Below are 18,618 nucleotides of genomic sequence, written 5' to 3'. Positions count from 1 at the left end.
TTCTCCTTTCCTAACTTACCATTTCTCCGCAAAAAATCGGAGACAGTCTGGTAAATTTTCCGACCATGGAATCTCACTATGGATGGCACCAGACTGAACTTTCAAGACAAGATTATCCAAGCCTACTCCACCTGCAATCAAATCATGGTAATAGCGAAGCGACGAGTCGATATAGGCTTGCTTTATATTACCAGCCATCAAGGTCTTATCCGTATCATCTGCTTCTTCTGTTCCTACATAGATGAAAATGCGCTGTTCAGGCGATAATTTCTTGCGCTCGATATAGCGGTTAAAAGCTTCTTGGTGAAGCCAGTTGGCAGATGAAAAGACACCTAGACAACCAATTCGGTCTTGGTACTCTAGTCCGATAAACTGGGTAATATTGCCTCCTAGTGACGAACCAATCATAGCCGTGTGCTGGCGATCAGCTTTGGTACGATAGGTTTCATCGATAAAAGGTTTGACCACCTCCATGACAAACTCGGCATACTCCACACCCTTACCGCCAAACTGCTGCCCTGGTATAGGAGATTCTTGAAACTTCCAAGCCGCATACTCATTCATCCGTCCCATGCCGTCATTATCAATAGCAACAACAATCATGCGACTGATATCTGGATTTCGCTTAATGGCTGGAATAATTTTCCAAGAGTGTCCGATATAAGACTCCTTGCTGTAAAAGACATTTTGCCCATCATGAAAGTAAACTACAGGATAAAAACGGTCTGTGTCCTTCTCGTAGTCCTTTGGCAGGAGCACACGCACACGACGCTCTTTTCCTGTATAAGGAACCTTGAGTTTGTGTTCTTTCATTTTTAAGTAAAAGTAGGAATGATTCATTGTCAGAAAACTCTCTATATTCAAAATTTTATCTCATTATACCATAAAAATAGAAAAAAAAGTCAGTAAATGTCCATTTTAAGGATAAATAACTAACTTTTTCATTTGTTTTTCTGAATTCTTCTGGATTTTCTGATTAGAGGAGATTGTCAATTAAGTTATCGACTTCATCTTTTTCAGCTTGAGGTGTAATCTCAGTAATCATGATACCAGCCACTGCTCGCTCAACCAAACCTTCAACATCCATGCGTGCTTCATACTGCTCCGCATTCTTAATTTTAGGATTGGTCTTAGGACGATCAGGCGCAAAAATGGTACAGCAGTCTTCAAAAGGCTGGATTGAAATTTCAAAGGTATCAATTTCCTGAGCGATGTCAATGATTTCCAACTTGTCCATCGTAACCACGGGACGGATGATAGGAGTGTTGGTCACAGCGTTGATAGCCTGCATGCTCTCCAGGGTTTGGCTTGCCACCTGACCAAGACTTTCCCCATTGATGATAACTAAACCATTTCGTACCTCACGGATACGGTCAGTAATGCGCATCATAAAGCGACGGGTCAAGGTCATGAGGTAGGCTTCTGGCGCCTTTGCCTTGATTTCTTCTTGAATCTCTGTGAAAGGAACTTCAATAAACTGGATATTGCCACCAAACTTGGTCAATTTACGGGTCAAATCTTGGGCCTTCTTGAGAGCGCCTGGACTCGTGTAAGGTGGGCTGGCAAAGTGAATGGCCTCGATATCCACTCCACGTTTAAGAGCTAGATAACCTGCTACAGGTGAGTCAATCCCTCCTGACAACATGAGCATCCCCTTACCAGAAGTACCCACTGGCAAACCACCTGCTCCTCGAATAGTCTCATAGGAAAGATAAGCTGCTTCCTCACGAATCTCAACCTGAAGATTGATGTCCGGATTTTTCATTTGAGCTTGGACATTTGGAATAGCTTCGAATACAGCTCCACCAAGTGTTTGGTTGAGTTCACGACTGTCGAGTTCAAAGTTGTGGTCGCTGCGCTTACTAGAAATCTTAAAGGTCATGCCTTCCTTGTAGATATCTTTCATAATCTCTTGGACAGAAGACTTCAGAACTTCTACAGACTTTTCGACCTTATATACTGGAGAAAAATTCTGAATCCCGAAAACTTGTTTGAGAGATTCTGCAACTGCTGTGTAGTCGGCTCCATTCAGGTAAGCGTGGGCACGGTCGCGATCCGCAGTTACCTTAACTTGGGGATAGATGGACAAAACGTCCGAAATATTATTGCGAAGTTTATTGATGAACCGCATACGGTTTTTGCCCTTGGTTGATAACTCTCCGTAGCGAATCATAATTTCTGAATACTGCATGAATCCTCCTATCTTACTTTTCTAGTTTGATTGTAAATTAATTTTAGTTTGGTCAAGAATTGCTCGACCTGACTCATATCATTTTCAAGATCTAGGCTAAGACGCACAGCTGACAGGGCCTTATCTTTGTCCACTCCCATAGCAATCAAGGTCCCTGCAGGTTTTCCAGCCTTGGATGAACAAGCCGAAGTTGTGGAAATGAAAATGTCATAGTCTTCAAAGGCGTGAACGATGACTTCACCACGAACACCCTTAATCCCAAAAGTCAGGATATGAGGGGCAAAGTCTTCCTCAGCTGAAAAGACAAAAATATCTGGATAGTCCAAAAGCACTTGGCGAATGACTGATTTCATCTGCCCTGTCTTATTAGTAAATATATCTAACTTTTCCATAGACAAACGGAGGGCCTTGGCTGTCGCGGCAATCCCTGCAACATTTTCAGTTGTCGAACGATAGTCTCCCTCTTGACCACCACCAGTCAACAGAGGCGTAATTTTCTTACCAGACTTGATATAGACAAAGCCAACACCTCTGACACCGTGGAACTTATGACTCGAAAAGGTCGCAAAATCCACTCGATCTGTCAGATATTTTTCAGTCGGAATCTTAGCGAGTGCCTGAACTGCATCAACGTGGAAGGAAATAGTTGGCTTGTCTTCCAACAGTTCTGAGATAGCCTCAATAGGCTGGATAGATCCGATTTCATTGTTAACTGCCATGACCGAAACGAGGGTCGTATCTGATCGAATCAAACTTGCTAGAGCCTTGACATCTACAAATCCTTTCTCATCAACTGGGGCAAAATCTACCTCAAAACCCTGACTTCTCAGCCAGAGGGCTGACTCCTTGACTGCTGGATGCTCAATAGCTGATACGATGATGTGCTTGCCAAACTGGACTTTTTCAAAGGCCACACCTTTGATGACCCAGTTATCTCCTTCTGTTCCACCAGAGGTAAAGAAGATTTCATCACTCTTCTTGCCAATCAAATCTGCAATCTGCTGCCGGGAAGCATCTAAAATTCGTGTCGCCTGGTCTCCCAAACGATGGAGGCTAGAAGGATTTCCTACAATTTTCGAAGCGACCTGCATATAGGTCTCTAGAGCTTCAGGATAAGGCTTAGTTGTCGCCGAATTATCAAAGTAGATCATGTTTTCTCACGCTTTCTAAAATCACTCCCTCTATTGTATCACGAAAAGAGACCTGCGACAAGAAAGGGCAATTTCTCTTTTTTTAAGATTTTTTTAAAGAAATGAGGTATAATAAATCATAATTAAAGGAGAGTATCATGTCTAACTATCATAGAACTTCAAAACCAAAAACTGAGCATATCAAAAAAGGGTTTACTGTCTTTCAAAAAACGATCGCTACCATCGGTAGTATCCTTGGCCTAATCACCGCTACTATCACCATCATGAACGCCATGGATAATAACAAAAACAACAAAAAAGAACCGACGACAACCCAAACAACTGTTGTCAAGGAAATCCAAAAAGAAGCCCCTCAGGAGAATACTACTCCTAACAAGGACAACACTTCTACTAAAGAAAATACCTCGCAGGAAGAAACTCCTCAATCCAATAAAAAGGAAGAGCAAAAAGAAGAGAAGAAAACAACAACTCAGGATTCTTCTACACCTTCCTCAACAAAAGAAACAAGCGATAACGGAACACAGTCAAATACGACGAGTTCTGAAACTAAAACGAACCAGTAACTACTAAAATAGCTTCCTTCCATATTTGGAAAGAAGCTATTTTTTATTGTTGCAATACTTTTCGTGGTTTGGTTCCCTCAGCTGGGCCGATGACACCTGCCATTTCAAGTTCTTCCATAAGGCGGGTCGCACGGTTAAATCCAACCGACAAACGACGCTGAATCATCGAAGCACTGGCTTTCTGCGTCTCGATAACCAGAGCCTTAGCTTCTTCAAAAAGCGGATCGCCACCAGCTTCACCATCTGAAAATTCTCCTTCATTTTCAGAAACCTCACCTGGATCAAAACTCTCATCGTAGTCCGCATCCGCCTGAGCCTTGATGAAGTTTACAATGCGTTCGACATCATCATCTGAGATGAAGGATCCTTGTAGACGGACTGGGTGATTTTCATCGATTGGTTTAAAGAGCATGTCTCCTCGACCAAGTAGTTTTTCTGCTCCATTCTCATCCAAGATGGTTCGTGAATCTGTACCTGATGAGACTGCAAATGCTACTCGAGATGGGACATTGGCCTTGATAAGACCAGAGATGACATCGACTGATGGACGTTGCGTTGCGAGAATCATGTGAATTCCTGCGGCACGCGCCTTCTGCCCGAGACGAATGATGGCATCTTCCACTTCCTTGCTGGCCACCATCATGAGGTCTGCCAATTCATCCACAATGACAACAATCAAAGGCAGGGGTACTTGTTTGTACTCAGACTGGCTATTAAATTCCTCGACCTTGGCATTGTAACCAGCGATATTTCGCACTCCAACCTTAGCGAAGAGTTCATAACGGTTTTCCATCTCATCCACGACCTTTTGGAGAGCCTTGCTGGCCTTGCGTGGGTTGGTCACAACTGGGATCAAGAGATGAGGAATGTCGTTGTAAACCGATAGCTCAACCATCTTTGGATCCACCATCATAAACTTGACTTGGTCTGGTCTTGCTTTCATCAGAATGCTAGCTATAATACCGTTAACTGCGACTGACTTCCCTGATCCCGTCGAACCTGCAACCAGTAGGTGGGGCATCTTGGAAAGGTCAAAGGTGCGAGCAGTTCCATTGACAGCCTTACCTAGAGGAATTTCGAGGAGATTTTCTGGTTTAGTTTGAGACTGTTCCCAGAGCTCACGGAAGGAAACGGTCGCAATTTCAGAGTTAGGAACCTCAATCCCGACTAAGGATTTACCAGGTATTGGAGCCTCAATCCGGACGTCCTTGGCCGCCAAAGCTAGCGCTAAGTCGTCAGCCAAGTTAGAAATGCGATTAACTCGGACTCCCACTGCTGGCTTGACTTCATACTTGGTAACAGATGGACCGATTTCAGCCCGTTCCACCGTTACCTTGATACCAAAGCTAGCAAAGGTTTCTTCTAGGATTTTGATATTTTCTCGAACAATCTTCTTTTCCTTGGACTGATCTTTGGGTTTATCTGGCGCAAAGAGTTGCAAGCTTGGCAGTTTGTATTCAAGGGCTTCTTTGGCAGAAAAATCAACCTGCACCTCTTCATCCTCAAAATCTTCTTCCACATCTGGAACTTCAAAGTCAGCTTGAGGGAGGATAATCTCCGGTTCAGTCCATTCTTTTTCAGGAATTGGTGGAAGATCATAGTCTGGAACTTCTGGTAAGATTTCTCCAGTTTCAGGATCTACAGGAGGAAGCGGTAGTGCATCCTGTTCTTCTTGTTCTCTCTGAATTCTGGCTGCTTCTTCAGCCTCTTGTCGAGACTTCTCTTCTTCTCTCTTGATGAAGCGTTCCTGTTTTCTCTGTTCCTGTTTTGCCATGAAGGATCTGAACTGAGCTCCAATAAAAGCTGCAACATCATAAATAGACCAAGGACTGACCAAGAGTGCCCCAACTAGAATCAAGAGAACTCCAATAAAGTACGACCCAATATTTGAGAAAAGAAAGGTTATGGGGATATAAAGTCCAACACCAAGCAAGCCTCCACCAGCGAAGCTAGTCACCCGGATACCAGTCAGGTCAGTCATAACCTGAGACAGGGTCCCTTTTAGGACTGACTGCTCCAAGCCATATTTCCATACCAAGTAGGCCTCAAAAATCAAGAGTAAGCCAGCAAAGATACAGAGAAATCCTGATAGAAGTCCCTCCTGCTTGCGGATCCATTTAAAAAGAAAAAGATAGATGAGGAGGCCACCTATGGCCACATAGGCCAAACTCCCGACCACCAGTCGGATGAGATTATAAAGGGTAATACCCGCCGCACCGAGCTTGAGGGCTGCAATAATCAACAATAAGGCAATCCCTAAGGAAATCAACATCCTCTGAATAGCCTGTTTTCTTTCGAGTTCTGCTTTAGACGGTCTCCGTCTTGTTTTTGTAGTATTCTTGTTTGCCATTCTTCTATTATAACATATTTCACAGCCATTTCGAATAGAGAAAAAGATTGCACCAAATGGTAACAATCTTTCTATTCTGATACTTTTTTATGCTTGTGGTTTGCGGAGGTAACCATAAACCACACCACTTACAATCGCACCAACCAAGACACAGGCAAGGTAAAGAAGAGCATTTGAAGTAAGGGCGATGACGAAGATTCCTCCGTGTGGCGCCATGAGTTTGATTCCTGCAAGACCAACGAGTCCGCCTGCCACTGCAGAGCCAAGGATAAAGCTTGGAATCGCACGAGCTGGGTCTGCTGCACCAAACGGAATCGCTCCCTCGGTGATAAATGACAAGCCCATGATGATGTTTGTCAAACCAGAGTTACGTTCTTCTTTGGTGAATTTATTTTTAAAGAGGAGGGTTGCGACAAAGATAGCAAGTGGTGGCACCATTCCTCCCGCCATAACTGCTGCCATGGCTACAGAACCACCTGAGGAAACAGTCGCTGCAAGCGTACCTGTACCAAAGACATAGGCTGCTTTGTTGACAGGTCCACCCATGTCAACAGCCATCATTCCACCAAGAACGATACCGAGAAGGACAGCTGAACCTCCTCCAAGACCGCCAAGGAAGTCATTCATAGCAGTGTTGATTGCTGCCATTGGAATGTTGACAGCCAGCATGACAAATCCTGTCAGAATTGTTCCAAAAAGTGGCAAGAGAAGGATTGATTTAGCACCCTCAAGTGAACGAGGAACTTTAACGTATTTCTTGATAGCAAGAACCAAGGCACCTGCGATAAATCCACCAACAAGAGCACCTAGGAAACCAGATGAGACACCTGCAAGTGTTGAAGTTGCTTCTCCTCCTGCAGCATAAGGGATTTTACCAAAGGCAAAACCTTCTTTGGCAATAGCACCAGCCACAAAACCTGCTACTAAACCTGGTTTTTCAGCGATAGAGTAGGCAACATATCCTGCAAAAACTGGAAGCATCAAGCCAAAAGCTGCACCACCGATTTTCATGAACATAGAAGCCAACTCATGGTAAGAACCGAGATTGCCAAGACTATCTTGGGGCACACCCATAGCACCATCAATCAAGAAGGCAAGGGCAATCATAATCCCACCACCGATAACGAATGGCAACATTTGGGATACACCACTCATCAGGTGTTTGTAGAAGGCACCACCGATACTTTGTTTTTCATTGCTTGCTGTTGCAGCTTTTGCTCCATTAGCAGCACGATAAACTTCAGCATCTCCTGAAAGAGCCAAGTTAATCAATTCTTCAGTCTTACGGATACCGTCAGCAACTGGACGATTGATCAATGGTTTGCCATCGAAACGATCCATTTCAACAGCCTTGTCTGCTGCGATAATCACGGCTTTAGCCTTACGGATATCTTCTGCAGTTAGTTGGTTACCTACACCGCTAGCACCGTTGGTTTCAACCTTGATGCCTACACCCATTTCAGCAGCCACTTTTTGAAGGGCTTCTTGGGCCATGTAAGTGTGGGCGATTCCTGTTGTACAAGCCGTAACTGCAACGATAAAGTCAGCAGATTCATTTACAGGAGCTTGGACAGGCGCCTCAGCTTTTTCTGAAGCTTGGTCAAAGAGTTCGATGACTTGGTCAGCTGATGTTACTTGGCGAAGTTTGTCAGCAAAACCGTCTTTCATCAAGTATTGAGACAATTCTGCCAAGGCTGCCAAGTGGGTGTCATTTGCACCTTCTGGAGCTGCAATCATGAAGAAGAGGTCTGTTGGTTGCCCATCCAAGCTCTCATAGTCAACACCCTTGTTTGACTTAGCAAAGAGAACCGTTGCTTCTTTGACAGCAGAATTTTTGCTGTGAGGCATAGCAATTCCGTCACCCAAACCAGTAGAAGTCAGAGCTTCACGCGCTAAGATTCCTTCTTTAAAGGTTTCAAAATCCGTCACATAACCGTGATCTACCAAACTTTTAATCATCTCGTCGATGACAGCTGTTTTTTCAGTTGCCTGCAAATCCAGCAACATGACATCTTTTCTCAATAGGTCTTGAATTTTCATCGTTTTTCTACCTCAACTTTTTCATAAGTTTCTTTTATAAATGTTGCAGTTGCCAAGTCATCAGAGAAAGTAGTTGCTGTTCCACAAGCCACTCCCCATTTGAAGGCTTCTACTGCATCTTTTGATTTGACAAATTCACCGGTAAATCCAGCGACCATAGAGTCACCAGCACCAACTGAATTTTTTACTGTCCCTTTGATTGGTTTAGCGAAGTAAGCTCCTTCAGATGTGACAAGGAGGGCACCGTCCCCAGCCATAGAGATGATAACGTTTTGAGCACCTTTAGCTAACAATTCTCGAGCATATTTCTCGATTTCATCTAAACTTTCAAGTTTCACTCCAAAGATAGCTCCAAGTTCGTGATTGTTTGGTTTAACCAAAAGTGGCTGGTAGTCCAAACTATCAATCAAGGTCTGTCCTTCAAAGTCACAAACCACTTGCGCACCAGTCTGACGGGTCAAGGCAATCAAATCCTTGTAGATAACATTGCCTAGATTTTTAGCACTTGAACCCGCAAAGACAACCGTATCATCTGCTGTCAGACTAGATAAAACAGCTTTCAACTCCTCCAACTGAGCAGGTTCAACATTGGGACCTGTTCCGTTGATTTCTGTCTCTTGGTCTGCCTTAATCTTAACATTGATACGAGTATCTTCTGCCACTTGGACAAAACGAGTTGTGATTTGTTCTTCTTCCAAAGTATCTGTGATAAATTTACCAGTAAATCCTCCAATAAAACCAGTCGCTGTATTTGGAATACCCAAGCGTTTCAAAACACGACTGACATTGATTCCTTTCCCACCAGCAAACTTATCATCACTTTCCATACGATTGACACTACCTACTTCTACTTTGTCTAAGCGAACGATATAGTCAATGGATGGATTGAGTGTGACTGTATAAATCATACTTCTATTACCTCCGTTTTCTCCTTAATAGCCTGCAAGAGCTCATGCCCTTGACTTGTGATAACAATAGCTCGTTTGAGAGGCGCTACCTTGGCAAAGCAAGTTTGACCAATCTTTGACGAATCAACCAAGACATAGGTTTGTTTGGCATTCTCTAAAATAGCACGCTTAACGGCTTCCTCCTCCATATCAGGAGTCGTATAATAACCATCGTCCACACCATTCATCCCGATAAAGGCACGGTCAAAGTGCAATTGGTTAATTTGATTAAGAGCAACTCCACCGATACATGCATCTGTTGCCATCTTGACACTCCCTCCAACCATGACAGTCGGAATCTGTTTTTCAACCAACTGAACCGCATGATGAATGGAGTTGGTCACAACTGTGATATTCTTATTAACCAATTTCTTGATTAAAAAAGCAGTTGTCGTTCCAGCATCGATAAAGATGACATCTTTTTCCTTAATAAGAGATGCTGCTTTTTGAGCCAGCAGCTTCTTCTCTTGAAGGTTTTTGACAGATTTTTCTTGGATGGTTTCTTCCTCCTGCAAGGAGTGAGGTAGTTCTGCTCCACCATGCACACGGCGAAGCTTGTTTTCTGCTTCCAACTCGTCCAAATCTCTTCGTACTGTCGATTCTGATGTTTCTAATAGACTAACCAATTTTTCTAGGGAAACTACATGATGTTGATTTAACTCCTCTAAAATCAGTTGCTTCCGCTCAGTTTTTAACACCAAATCACCTCCTGTTATCGTTTACACTATTCATTCTAGCACAATTTCTATCAAAGTCAAGCATTTTTTATCATTTTCTTTCAAATTCTATCATTTTTCTTATTTCCAAAATTTTTATTGCAAGATAAGTGGCTTTATGGTAGACTATTTGAGTAAGTATTGGAAGATTACTCAAGAGGCTTAAGAGGCCGTGTTGGAAACGCGGTAGGCGTGTAACAGCGTGCGTGGGTTCGAATCCCATGTCTTCCGTAGAAAAGAAAAATTATTTTTTTAGATACAACAAATGTTGTATCTTTTTTTTGTATCCCTTTTTAAAAAAAGAATACCAAGGAATACCAAAGGCAAAAACAAAAAACGTTGATTTAACAACGTTTTTCCAAGGTTGGTGAAAGAATAATGGAGCCGGTGGGAGTCGAACCCACGTCCAAACACCTGCCAACATATTTGTCTACAACCATAGGTTATGTATTGTTTTAACAGTCCCTCGACACATAACTCAAGCCTAGGAACTGCGAGTCTATTAATCTCTTATCAAACCACTAGACAAGGCTTAATCGTATCTCGCTAATCATAAGACCTGTCATTGAACACGAGCAATCCAAATCGGGTCACGCCTGCTGGTTTTTAGGCAGCTAGAGCGTAAGAAGTGTTATTTTTTGCAGTTATATTTAACTGAGCGTTTACGTCGCCACACGGGTTGCAAAATATGCCTCATAATGCCTGTCGAATCCGTAACGACCCCAAAAGACGATAGAACCATTATAACCTATCTTCATGAAAAATGCAAAATCAAGCCACCTCTTTAGAAAAGAACCCCTTTTAAGGCTTCCGATAAGACTTGATAACCGGCTACACTTAGATGGAGGCCATCTGTTGTATAGTCTTTTTTGAGTTGTCCTTCTGTATCTGTCAAACTATCATAAACAGGCACAAAATCTACCTGCATATAGGCGGATGCTAGAGCCTCATAGGCTTGATTCCATTCTCTGATCTTTTCATTGGTTCGGATATAAACAGTCTGCTTGTATCTCTCTCCCTCATTGACTGGCAAAATGGAAAGGAGCTTTATTTGTGATAGCGGATAATCTCGGGCAATCGATTGGATTACACGCTCGAGATTATCCAAGGCTTCATTCATGGGAATATCTTTTCCAATATCATTTGTCCCAATTAGGAGAACAATTTGATCGACAGCATCACCATACAGATGGGCATCTAGATTCTCTAATAAAAGTCTCGTCTGGTAGCCTCGGATGCCACGATTGACAATCGTCTTGGCCGTCCCAAACAACTCTTGCAGAGGGTAATATTCCACAATCGAATCACCAATAAAGATGATATCTGGCTCTAGGACAGAAATTTGATTCAATCCACGATACTTGGCTTGAATTTTTTCCTGCTCTTTTAGGAGCCAATTCTCTAATAACTGTACTGCCACCTTATCCCTCTTTCTCTAACCAATTCTCTAGGACTTGATAAACGCCCGCCTGGCTGTTAGTTGGAGCTAGGGCAGTCGCAACGGCCTTGACCTCATCAGCTGCGTTTTCCATAGCATAGGCAATTCCAGCCAGTTCTAACATTTCGATATCATTTTCGCTATCACCGAAAGCCATGATTTGTTCCGATTGCAAATCCCAGCGCTTGAGTAATTCTTCCAATCCCCAAGCCTTGTGAACACCAGCCTGTAGGATATCGATACAACCATAACCACTGGAAACAGCTCTTACATGCCCATCAAAGAGGTCATTGATTTCCCGCAAAACAGAACTAGAGCGTTCTTCACCGACGACCATACTCATCTTTAGCACCCCACCAAAGAGATCCGAGCTGAGCTCTTCAACAAAGTTTGTATGCCGATAGAGTTTTTCAATCATCTCAGGAGTCATAAATTTATCAAGTTCTGTAAAAACAGTTCCTTTCTTGACAAAACTCCCATTCATACTAGTGACAACAAATTGATCTCGGCACTCCCTCCCTTTAAAATGAACTAAAGCCTTGTCAACCATAGCATCATCCCAGGTCTGAGCCTGAAGTAATGTATCATGTTCAAAAATACGCGCCCCATTGGCAACTACTAGAACTACTCTACTCGCCAAGTGTTCTAGTAATTGCCTCATACGGTGAACTTCATTCCCCGTCGCAATGACAAAACGAATATCCCTTTGATCCAACTGATCTAAAATCTTCTCCAAGCGGGGCAGATCTAGCTGCCCTCTCGGGTCTAGCAAGGTTCCATCCATGTCTGTTGCAATCAATTTAATCGTCATTATATCTCCTTTAGGGTGAGCACCTACCACTTCAACCCTACATGTTCATTCATTTCTTTATAGGCCGTGTCAATTCGTTCCTTGGTCGCTTCGTCCAACTGATCACGATGACTGCCCCCCTCAATGAAGTCCTCTAGGATATAGGTCTGATAGAGGAAGAGCGGATAGCCTTCTGGAGAGTAAGTCCCTTTAGGTGTCCGATTGACCCAAGTAGGATGCGCTTGGGCAGTTTCAATCCTTGTCTTGCCATCTTTTTTCTTAATGGTCACATCCATGAGAACACCTCGCTCCGTCCACTTGGCATTTTCCTCGTCTTGCATGGTTTCAATGCGTTGGTTTGAGAGGAAATTTCCCATGGAATAGATGATCAATTTTTTGTCACCATCTTTTTCAACTGTTTCAGCAGGTTCAACGACGTGAGGATGCCCTCCAAAGATAATATCAGCTCCCCAGTCAATCATCTTGTGGTACAGTGTTTTCTGTTCTTCCGTCGGTTCTAGCTGGTACTCAATTCCCATCTGAGGCATGATGACAGTAATATCCGCCTCTTGCTCAGCTCGTTCGATTTCCGCCTTCATCTTATCTTCATTCAGGTCAGAAAGATAGCGATTATAATCCTCTTGAGAGATATACTGCTCAATGCCATTAAAACCGTAAGAATAGGCTAGGAGAGCTACCTTGATACCATTGACTTCCTTGATAACTAGCGGAGCTTGGTCACGGGATTCATGTGTGTAGACTCCTATGGGTGTCATCCCTGCCTTTTCAATAGCTTCTGCTGTCGAAACCACTCCCTCAATTTGAGAATCCAAGATGTGATTATGAGCCAAGTCTAGAACTTGGTAGCCTGCATCCTTGATCGCATCCATGACTTCCCCTGGCGCATTAAAGAGAGGATAGCCTGCCAAGTAGTGGTCCTTGTTCACCGTTCCTTCAAAGTCACCAAGCACTAAATCCGCTTGTTTGAGCCAGGGTTTTACATACTCAAAATTTTCATGGAAATCATAGGTTCCATCTTCTTTCAGAGCTGTTCGGTAGATAGGAATATGGTAGAGAAGGTCACCATTTGCCATGATACGAGCTGTCGTTTCGGCAGACTGATTTTCCTTAGACTGACTAGACGTCTGAGCAGAATCAACTGTTTGACCACTCGGACTTGTTCCCTTGTTCCCTTGTACTGCTTGGGTCAACAAGTTCAGCCCCATAGACAAGGAAACTGCAAGCAACAGCACCGTAATAAACTGGGCATTTGTCCAAGATTTATAATTCCTAAAGAAACCAATACTACTCTTCAACAATCCAAAAATAGGACCATGAGACCGTCTATCTTGTCGCTTTTCCATCTTTATTCCCCCCTTGCTTTTACTGCAAGTCTTTTCTTTTATTATACCACAGACAAAAGAGGAATACCGTTTATTATATTATTTTTTAGGAACTTCTGTGACTTTCTTTCTCGCCTATTTTGTGTTATCATGTAGAGGTAATGAAAGGAGAGAAAATGTCTGCTATAGAACGTATTACAAAAGCTGCTCATTTAATTAATATGAACGATATTATCCGTGAGGGGAACCCAACTTTACGCGCGGTTGCTGAGGAGGTCACTTTCCCACTGTCTGACCAGGAAATCATCCTTGGAGAAAAGATGATGCAATTCCTCAAAAATTCTCAGGATCCTGTTATGGCTGAAAAGATGGGACTCCGCGGTGGGGTTGGATTGGCCGCTCCTCAGTTAGATATCTCAAAACGCATTATCGCTGTTTTAGTGCCAAATATTGTGGAAGAAGGTGAAACTCCTCAGGAAGCCTACGACCTGCAAGCTGTTATGTACAATCCCAAAATCGTCTCTCACTCTGTTCAGGACGCCGCCCTCGGTGAAGGAGAAGGGTGCCTATCTGTCGACCGTGTAGTTCCAGGCTATGTTGTTCGTCATGCCCGCGTCACTGTTGATTACTTTGACAAGGACGGAGAAAAACACCGCATCAAGCTTAAAGGATACAACTCTATCGTTGTCCAACATGAAATTGACCACATCAACGGAATCATGTTCTACGATCGTATCAATGAGAAAGACCCATTTGCTATCAAAGATGGACTCCTCATCCTCGAATAAAGAAAATCCCGTTGCAAGACGGGGTTTTGTGTTATAATAGAGGCATGAAAACAAATGATATTGTCTATGGCGTCCACGCCGTTACTGAAGCCCTCCTTGCAAATACAGGAAACAAACTCTACCTCCAAGAAGATCTAAGGGGAAAGAATCTTGAGAAAGTCAAGGAACTGGCTGCTGAGAAAAAGGTCTCCATCTCTTGGACCTCAAAAAAATCCCTCTCTGAAATGACCGAAGGCGCTGTCCACCAAGGTTTTGTTCTACGAGTGTCCGAATTTGCCTATAGTGAGCTGGATCACATCCTTGCCAAAACACGCCAAGAAGAAAATCCACTTCTGTTGATTCTGGATGGTCTAACTGACCCTCACAACTTAGGTTCTATCTTAAGGACTGCTGATGCGACCAATGTTTCAGGTGTCATCATTCCCAAGCACCGTGCCGTCGGAGTGACTCCTGTCGTTGCCAAAACGGCCACAGGTGCTATTGAGCATGTACCGATTGCGCGAGTGACCAACCTCAGTCAAACTCTAGACAAACTCAAGGATGAAGGCTTCTGGACCTTTGGAACGGATATGAACGGTACTCCTTGCCACAAGTGGAATACAAAAGGAAAAATCGCCCTCATCATCGGAAATGAGGGAAAAGGCATCTCTAGCAACATCAAAAAACAGGTTGATGAGATGATTACCATTCCCATGAATGGACATGTTCAAAGCCTCAATGCCAGTGTTGCTGCAGCCATTCTCATGTACGAAGTTTTCCGAAATAGACTATAAAAAAAGTTTCCAGTCATCTGATTGGAAACTTTTTTATGATTATACTCAATGAAAATCAAAGAGCAAACTAGGAAGCTAGCTTAAGACAGCTCAAAGCACTGCTTTGAGGTTGTGGATAGAACTGACGAAGTCAGTACCCATACCTACGGCAAGGCGAAGCTGACGTGGTTTGAAGAGATTTTCGAAGTGTATTAACTATGTTCTGTAATAAATTTGTAAGCTTCTTGACCAGCGATAGCCCCATCTCCAACTGCTGTTGTTACTTGGCGAAGGTCTTTCTGGCGAACATCTCCAACCGCAAAGATACCGTCAACGGCAGTTTTCATGTGGTTATCTGTCACAATCCAGCCAGCCTGATCTTGAATATTCAAATCTTTGACAAAATCGCTAACGGGATCCAAACCAACATAGATAAAGACACCACCAAAGGCTTGCTCTGTTATTTGACCTGTTTTTACATTTTCAAATACGACAGATTCTACTCGGTTTTCACCTTTGATTTCCTTGACGACAGAGTCCCAGATAAAGTTGACTTTCTCATTAGCAAAGGCACGGTCTTGCAACACCTTTTGGGCACGAAGTTGGTCGCGACGGTGAACAATGGTAACAGTCTTGGCAAAGCGAGTCAAGAAGAGGGCTTCTTCTACCGCTGAATCTCCACCACCGACTACGAGCAAGTCTTGGTCACGGAAGAAAGCTCCATCACAGACTGCACAGTAAGAAACACCACGACTGTTCAGTTCTTCTTCTCCGGGAACTCCCAAAAGACGGTGTTTTGACCCAGTTGCCACGATGACAGTACGGGTTTCGTAAACTTGATCATCAGTGATTACCTTCTTATAGTCACCCTTGTCTTCAATATTTTCAACATAGCCATAAAGATGCTCTACTCCAAGGTTTTCAAGTGGTTCAAACATCTTTTCAGCCAATTCAGGTCCACTGATATTGGCATAACCTGGATAGTTTTCGATATCAGATGTGTTATTCATTTGCCCGCCTGGCAGACCACCTTCAATCAAGCCTACTTTCAGATTGCTTCGAGCAGCATATAAGGCAGCGGTCATTCCCGCAGGTCCAGCACCGATAATAATCGTATCGTACATTTCAATTCCTTCTTTCTTGTTGTAACTATCTTTATTCTAACTCATTCTTGCTAGTCACGCAAGGATTATGCCTTGAAAACCAAGAGCAAACTCATGACGGCAAAGGATAACACCGGAACAACCAAAACTCCAATCATAATCATATCATAGAGATGAGCTTGACGAGCCTTGGCTGTCTTGTCCACACCAGACATGGCTCTCAATCCAATCCAAATCCCCAGAAAAATCACGACAAGGATGGTCGTTAAGATCAAACTCTCGAAATATAAAGAAAACAGTTGCAGTAGCATGATCTCTCTCGTTTCTATCTTTTTTAAAGAGTAAACTCAGCTAGTCCAACTAACTGAGTTTTCCTTTTTCTATTATATCAAATATAAGTCCGTTTGTAACTAGCAAAGAATTCTTTTGTTCGTTCTTCTTTCGGATGATTGATGATTTCATCTGGTGTGCCAGACTCGATGATTTTCCCTTTATCTAGGAATAGAACCTTGTCTGCCACTTGGGCTACAAAAGACATATCGTGACTGACCAAAATCATGGTCTGACCTGACTTGGCAGCATCTGCAATAGACTTTTCTACTTCACCGACCAACTCTGGGTCAAGGGCTGAAGTGGGTTCGTCCAAGAGCAAGACATCTGGTTTCATAGCAAGCGCACGCGCGAGGGCAACCCGTTGCTTTTGTCCACCTGATAAATGGCGAGGATAATGGTTTTCACGGTCAGAAAGACCAACCTTGGCCAACTCTTCCTTAGCGATTTTTGTTGCTTCCTCGTCCGATAATTTCTTAACGACAACCAAACCTTCCTTGACATTGTCAAGAGCAGTTCGGCGTTCAAACAAATTAAACTGTTGGAAAACCATAGATAACTTGCGACGAAGGGTTAGGATCTCTTCTTGGCTAATCTGAGAAAAATCAACTTTAAAATTGTCAATCTGAATCGTTCCACTATCTGGAGTTTCAAGGTAGTTCAAACTACGAAGAAAGGTTGATTTCCCTGCTCCAGATGAACCAATCAAGGCTACTACTTCTCCCTTTTGGATATCCAAGTCCAGATGATCCAAGACAGTCTGTCCTGAAAAGGATTTGCTTAAATTCGAAATCTTAATCATTAACGAAGGTCTCCTTTCACATCTGTAGATACTGCATCCGGCGCTGAGATAGCCATTTTTCTCTCGATGAAACGACCGAGGCTCTCAATTCCGATATTGACTACCCAATAAACAAGAGCTACGGAGATGAAACGTTCAAAATAGCGATAATCGGCTCCACCCAAAATCTGAGCTTGGGCGAAGACCTCCACAACACCTGCACTAAAGGCTAGAGAAGTTCCCTTGGTCAAACCGATAAGGGAGTTAATCAAAGTCGGCGTCGCTACCACCGCCGCATTTGGAATAATTACACGACGGTAAACTTGCGCACGAGTCATACCCAAACTACGCGCCGCCTCAATTTCGCCTGGATTAACAGAAAGGATGGCTGCACGAATCGTTTCACTTGCATAAGCCGCCTCATTAAAAGCAAAGGCCACAATCGCAAAAAGCGCTGCTGGAATCGCATTGATATTGAAACCAGTGCCCCATTGCTGGTTAATAGCTTTCAGTGCCAAAGGAATTCCGTAGTAGGTCAACATAAGTTGGACTAGGATTGGGGTGCCTTTTAAGAAGCTGACGAAAAAGGCCTGCAAGGGATATAAAATCTTAACACGATTGATCTTAACAATGGCAAAAATCAAAGCAAGTAGCAAACCAAAGAGTGCACCTCCAAGCGTCAACATCAAGGTTGTAGGCAGTTGTTGGACAATCCTTGGAATTCCATCAAAGACCGAACGCAAACTAAAGAGCTTACCATCCGGAATGAGTTGCATCAAACTTTGGTACCAATCTGATGCTAAAAATGTTGTAACAATCATAAAAACATCCTCTCCTGATAATGATTCATTCTATCATACTTCTGTTCGCAAGCAAATTATTTGCTACGGGCTACTCAGACTTTGTCTATCTTCTAGTTTATCACACTTTAAAACAGGGAGGCTATATATTTTACCTATCAAGGAGATAAATAAAAACTATCTCAAATCTAAATTCTCATAGGTTTTTCTATAGCCGATTTGTTTAACAGCACCATTCTCCACCAAAATTGGACGTTTCAATAACATACCATCACTGGCTAGAAGCTTGGCTGCTTCTTGTTTTGACAAACTTCCTACCTTATCTTTTAGGCCTAGTTCGCGGTATTTGATCCCGCTAGTATTGAAAAATTGTTTCACTTCAAAACCGGAAGTTTCTAACCAGTTCAAAATCACTTCTTCACTTGGTGTTTCTTCTACAATATGGATATCTTGATAGTCAAGTCCGAGTTGGTCTAGTTCATTTTTTGCTTTCTTACAAGTTGAACATTTTGGGTATTCGATAAATTCTAACATC

At 43.0% G+C, this 18,618-nt stretch carries 18 protein-coding genes, 1 tRNA gene and 1 other RNA gene; 4 read left to right on the top strand and 16 right to left on the bottom strand.

Annotated features, from left to right (window positions below; translation table 11 throughout):
- Positions 1-15: 15 nt before the first annotated feature.
- The 3 genes from M1F74_RS01870 to M1F74_RS01860 all read right to left on the bottom strand — a co-directional run bounded on the left by M1F74_RS01870 (position 16) and on the right by M1F74_RS01860 (position 3,342).
- Positions 16-840 carry an alpha/beta hydrolase gene (locus M1F74_RS01870; RefSeq protein WP_042767727.1) on the bottom strand — a complete coding sequence of 275 codons (825 nt, stop codon included), beginning with the start codon at positions 838-840 and terminating at the stop codon, positions 16-18.
- Positions 841-976: 136 nt separating this feature from the next.
- Complete coding sequence (thiI, locus tag M1F74_RS01865) at positions 977-2,191, bottom strand: tRNA uracil 4-sulfurtransferase ThiI (protein WP_247946130.1); 1,215 nt, start codon at positions 2,189-2,191, stop codon at positions 977-979.
- A gap of 8 nt (positions 2,192-2,199) precedes the next feature.
- Complete coding sequence (locus tag M1F74_RS01860; RefSeq protein WP_247946129.1) at positions 2,200-3,342, bottom strand: cysteine desulfurase family protein; 1,143 nt, start codon at positions 3,340-3,342, stop codon at positions 2,200-2,202.
- 137 nt (positions 3,343-3,479) lie between these two features.
- On the opposite strand from M1F74_RS01860, the gene M1F74_RS01855 reads away from it, so the two are divergent.
- Positions 3,480-3,905 (top strand): DUF6556 family protein, encoded by a 426-nt coding sequence (locus M1F74_RS01855; RefSeq protein WP_247946128.1) that lies wholly within the window; start codon positions 3,480-3,482, stop codon positions 3,903-3,905.
- A 43-nt stretch (positions 3,906-3,948) separates the two neighbouring features.
- On the opposite strand, the gene M1F74_RS01850 is transcribed toward M1F74_RS01855, so the two are convergent.
- From M1F74_RS01850 to M1F74_RS01835, 4 genes are all read right to left on the bottom strand, one after another.
- A complete protein-coding gene (locus M1F74_RS01850; protein WP_282184734.1) occupies positions 3,949-6,255 on the bottom strand; it encodes a DNA translocase FtsK in 2,307 nt (768 codons plus the stop codon).
- Positions 6,256-6,342: 87 nt separating this feature from the next.
- Positions 6,343-8,295: a fructose-specific PTS transporter subunit EIIC gene (locus tag M1F74_RS01845; protein WP_247946126.1), complete on the bottom strand. Its 1,953-nt coding sequence runs from the start codon at positions 8,293-8,295 to the stop codon at positions 6,343-6,345.
- Complete coding sequence (gene pfkB, locus M1F74_RS01840) at positions 8,292-9,203, bottom strand: 1-phosphofructokinase (protein WP_247946125.1); 912 nt, start codon at positions 9,201-9,203, stop codon at positions 8,292-8,294. Before pfkB ends, M1F74_RS01845 begins: the two co-directional genes overlap by 4 nt.
- Positions 9,200-9,940, bottom strand: a complete 741-nt coding sequence (locus M1F74_RS01835; RefSeq protein WP_247946124.1) for a DeoR/GlpR family DNA-binding transcription regulator — start codon at positions 9,938-9,940, stop codon at positions 9,200-9,202. Before M1F74_RS01835 ends, pfkB begins: the two co-directional genes overlap by 4 nt.
- 161 nt (positions 9,941-10,101) lie before the next feature.
- On the opposite strand from M1F74_RS01835, the gene M1F74_RS01830 reads away from it, so the two are divergent.
- Positions 10,102-10,189: transfer RNA gene (locus M1F74_RS01830), tRNA-Ser, on the top strand.
- A 145-nt stretch (positions 10,190-10,334) separates the two neighbouring features.
- On the opposite strand, the gene ssrA is transcribed toward M1F74_RS01830, so the two are convergent.
- From ssrA to M1F74_RS01810, 4 genes are all read right to left on the bottom strand, one after another.
- Positions 10,335-10,682, bottom strand: a transfer-messenger RNA (tmRNA) gene (gene ssrA / locus M1F74_RS01825).
- A 60-nt stretch (positions 10,683-10,742) separates the two neighbouring features.
- A complete protein-coding gene (locus M1F74_RS01820) occupies positions 10,743-11,378 on the bottom strand; it encodes an SGNH/GDSL hydrolase family protein (RefSeq protein WP_247946123.1) in 636 nt (211 codons plus the stop codon).
- A 1-nt stretch (position 11,379) separates the two neighbouring features.
- Positions 11,380-12,207 (bottom strand): Cof-type HAD-IIB family hydrolase, encoded by an 828-nt coding sequence (locus M1F74_RS01815; protein WP_247946122.1) that lies wholly within the window; start codon positions 12,205-12,207, stop codon positions 11,380-11,382.
- A gap of 23 nt (positions 12,208-12,230) precedes the next feature.
- Positions 12,231-13,550: a CapA family protein gene (locus tag M1F74_RS01810; RefSeq protein WP_247946121.1), complete on the bottom strand. Its 1,320-nt coding sequence runs from the start codon at positions 13,548-13,550 to the stop codon at positions 12,231-12,233.
- Between the two features lie 155 nt (positions 13,551-13,705).
- Here M1F74_RS01810 and def point away from each other — a divergent pair, with 155 nt between their 5' ends.
- Both def and rlmB read left to right on the top strand, forming a co-directional pair.
- Positions 13,706-14,317, top strand: coding sequence for a peptide deformylase (gene def, locus M1F74_RS01805; protein ID WP_001272963.1), 612 nt, complete (start codon positions 13,706-13,708; stop codon positions 14,315-14,317).
- A 44-nt stretch (positions 14,318-14,361) separates the two neighbouring features.
- A complete protein-coding gene (gene rlmB, locus M1F74_RS01800) occupies positions 14,362-15,090 on the top strand; it encodes a 23S rRNA (guanosine(2251)-2'-O)-methyltransferase RlmB (protein WP_247946120.1) in 729 nt (242 codons plus the stop codon).
- 191 nt (positions 15,091-15,281) lie between these two features.
- Here rlmB and trxB read toward each other — a convergent pair whose 3' ends face one another.
- The 5 genes from trxB to M1F74_RS01775 form a co-directional block, all read right to left on the bottom strand.
- A complete protein-coding gene (gene trxB, locus M1F74_RS01795) occupies positions 15,282-16,193 on the bottom strand; it encodes a thioredoxin-disulfide reductase (protein ID WP_000272337.1) in 912 nt (303 codons plus the stop codon).
- A gap of 65 nt (positions 16,194-16,258) precedes the next feature.
- Positions 16,259-16,483 (bottom strand): DUF4059 family protein, encoded by a 225-nt coding sequence (locus M1F74_RS01790; RefSeq protein ID WP_000926603.1) that lies wholly within the window; start codon positions 16,481-16,483, stop codon positions 16,259-16,261.
- Between the two features lie 77 nt (positions 16,484-16,560).
- Positions 16,561-17,304, bottom strand: a complete 744-nt coding sequence (locus tag M1F74_RS01785) for an amino acid ABC transporter ATP-binding protein (protein WP_009729972.1) — start codon at positions 17,302-17,304, stop codon at positions 16,561-16,563.
- On the bottom strand, positions 17,304-18,104 hold the full coding sequence (locus M1F74_RS01780; RefSeq protein WP_000637477.1) for an amino acid ABC transporter permease: 801 nt from the start codon (positions 18,102-18,104) through the stop codon (positions 17,304-17,306). Before M1F74_RS01780 ends, M1F74_RS01785 begins: the two co-directional genes overlap by 1 nt.
- Positions 18,105-18,260: 156 nt before the next feature.
- Positions 18,261-18,617: an arsenate reductase family protein gene (locus M1F74_RS01775; protein WP_000889069.1), complete on the bottom strand. Its 357-nt coding sequence runs from the start codon at positions 18,615-18,617 to the stop codon at positions 18,261-18,263.
- Position 18,618: the final 1 nt, after the last annotated feature.

Origin of the sequence: Streptococcus oralis (genome assembly GCF_023109315.1) — a bacterium.
GTDB classification, from domain to species: Bacteria; Bacillota; Bacilli; order Lactobacillales; family Streptococcaceae; genus Streptococcus; species Streptococcus oralis_BS.
The sequence above is the reverse complement of the archived record's forward strand: the minus strand, read 5'-3'. Positions and strand labels throughout refer to the sequence as shown.

What these genes read in the sequence shown, in the direction of transcription:
- M1F74_RS01870 (WP_042767727.1), bottom strand. Translation starts at nt 840, where the DNA reads ATGAATCATTCCTACTTTTACTTAAAAATGAAAGAACACAAACTCAAG.
- thiI (WP_247946130.1), bottom strand. Translation starts at nt 2,191, where the DNA reads ATGCAGTATTCAGAAATTATGATTCGCTACGGAGAGTTATCAACCAAG.
- M1F74_RS01860 (WP_247946129.1), bottom strand. Translation starts at nt 3,342, where the DNA reads ATGATCTACTTTGATAATTCGGCGACAACTAAGCCTTATCCTGAAGCT.
- M1F74_RS01855 (WP_247946128.1), top strand. Translation starts at nt 3,480, where the DNA reads ATGTCTAACTATCATAGAACTTCAAAACCAAAAACTGAGCATATCAAA.
- M1F74_RS01850 (WP_282184734.1), bottom strand. Translation starts at nt 6,255, where the DNA reads ATGGCAAACAAGAATACTACAAAAACAAGACGGAGACCGTCTAAAGCA.
- M1F74_RS01845 (WP_247946126.1), bottom strand. Translation starts at nt 8,295, where the DNA reads ATGAAAATTCAAGACCTATTGAGAAAAGATGTCATGTTGCTGGATTTG.
- pfkB (WP_247946125.1), bottom strand. Translation starts at nt 9,203, where the DNA reads ATGATTTATACAGTCACACTCAATCCATCCATTGACTATATCGTTCGC.
- M1F74_RS01815 (WP_247946122.1), bottom strand. Translation starts at nt 12,207, where the DNA reads ATGACGATTAAATTGATTGCAACAGACATGGATGGAACCTTGCTAGAC.
- M1F74_RS01810 (WP_247946121.1), bottom strand. Translation starts at nt 13,550, where the DNA reads ATGGAAAAGCGACAAGATAGACGGTCTCATGGTCCTATTTTTGGATTG.
- def (WP_001272963.1), top strand. Translation starts at nt 13,706, where the DNA reads ATGTCTGCTATAGAACGTATTACAAAAGCTGCTCATTTAATTAATATG.
- rlmB (WP_247946120.1), top strand. Translation starts at nt 14,362, where the DNA reads ATGAAAACAAATGATATTGTCTATGGCGTCCACGCCGTTACTGAAGCC.
- trxB (WP_000272337.1), bottom strand. Translation starts at nt 16,193, where the DNA reads ATGTACGATACGATTATTATCGGTGCTGGACCTGCGGGAATGACCGCT.
- M1F74_RS01790 (WP_000926603.1), bottom strand. Translation starts at nt 16,483, where the DNA reads ATGCTACTGCAACTGTTTTCTTTATATTTCGAGAGTTTGATCTTAACG.
- M1F74_RS01785 (WP_009729972.1), bottom strand. Translation starts at nt 17,304, where the DNA reads ATGATTAAGATTTCGAATTTAAGCAAATCCTTTTCAGGACAGACTGTC.
- M1F74_RS01780 (WP_000637477.1), bottom strand. Translation starts at nt 18,104, where the DNA reads ATGATTGTTACAACATTTTTAGCATCAGATTGGTACCAAAGTTTGATG.
- M1F74_RS01775 (WP_000889069.1), bottom strand. Translation starts at nt 18,617, where the DNA reads ATGTTAGAATTTATCGAATACCCAAAATGTTCAACTTGTAAGAAAGCA.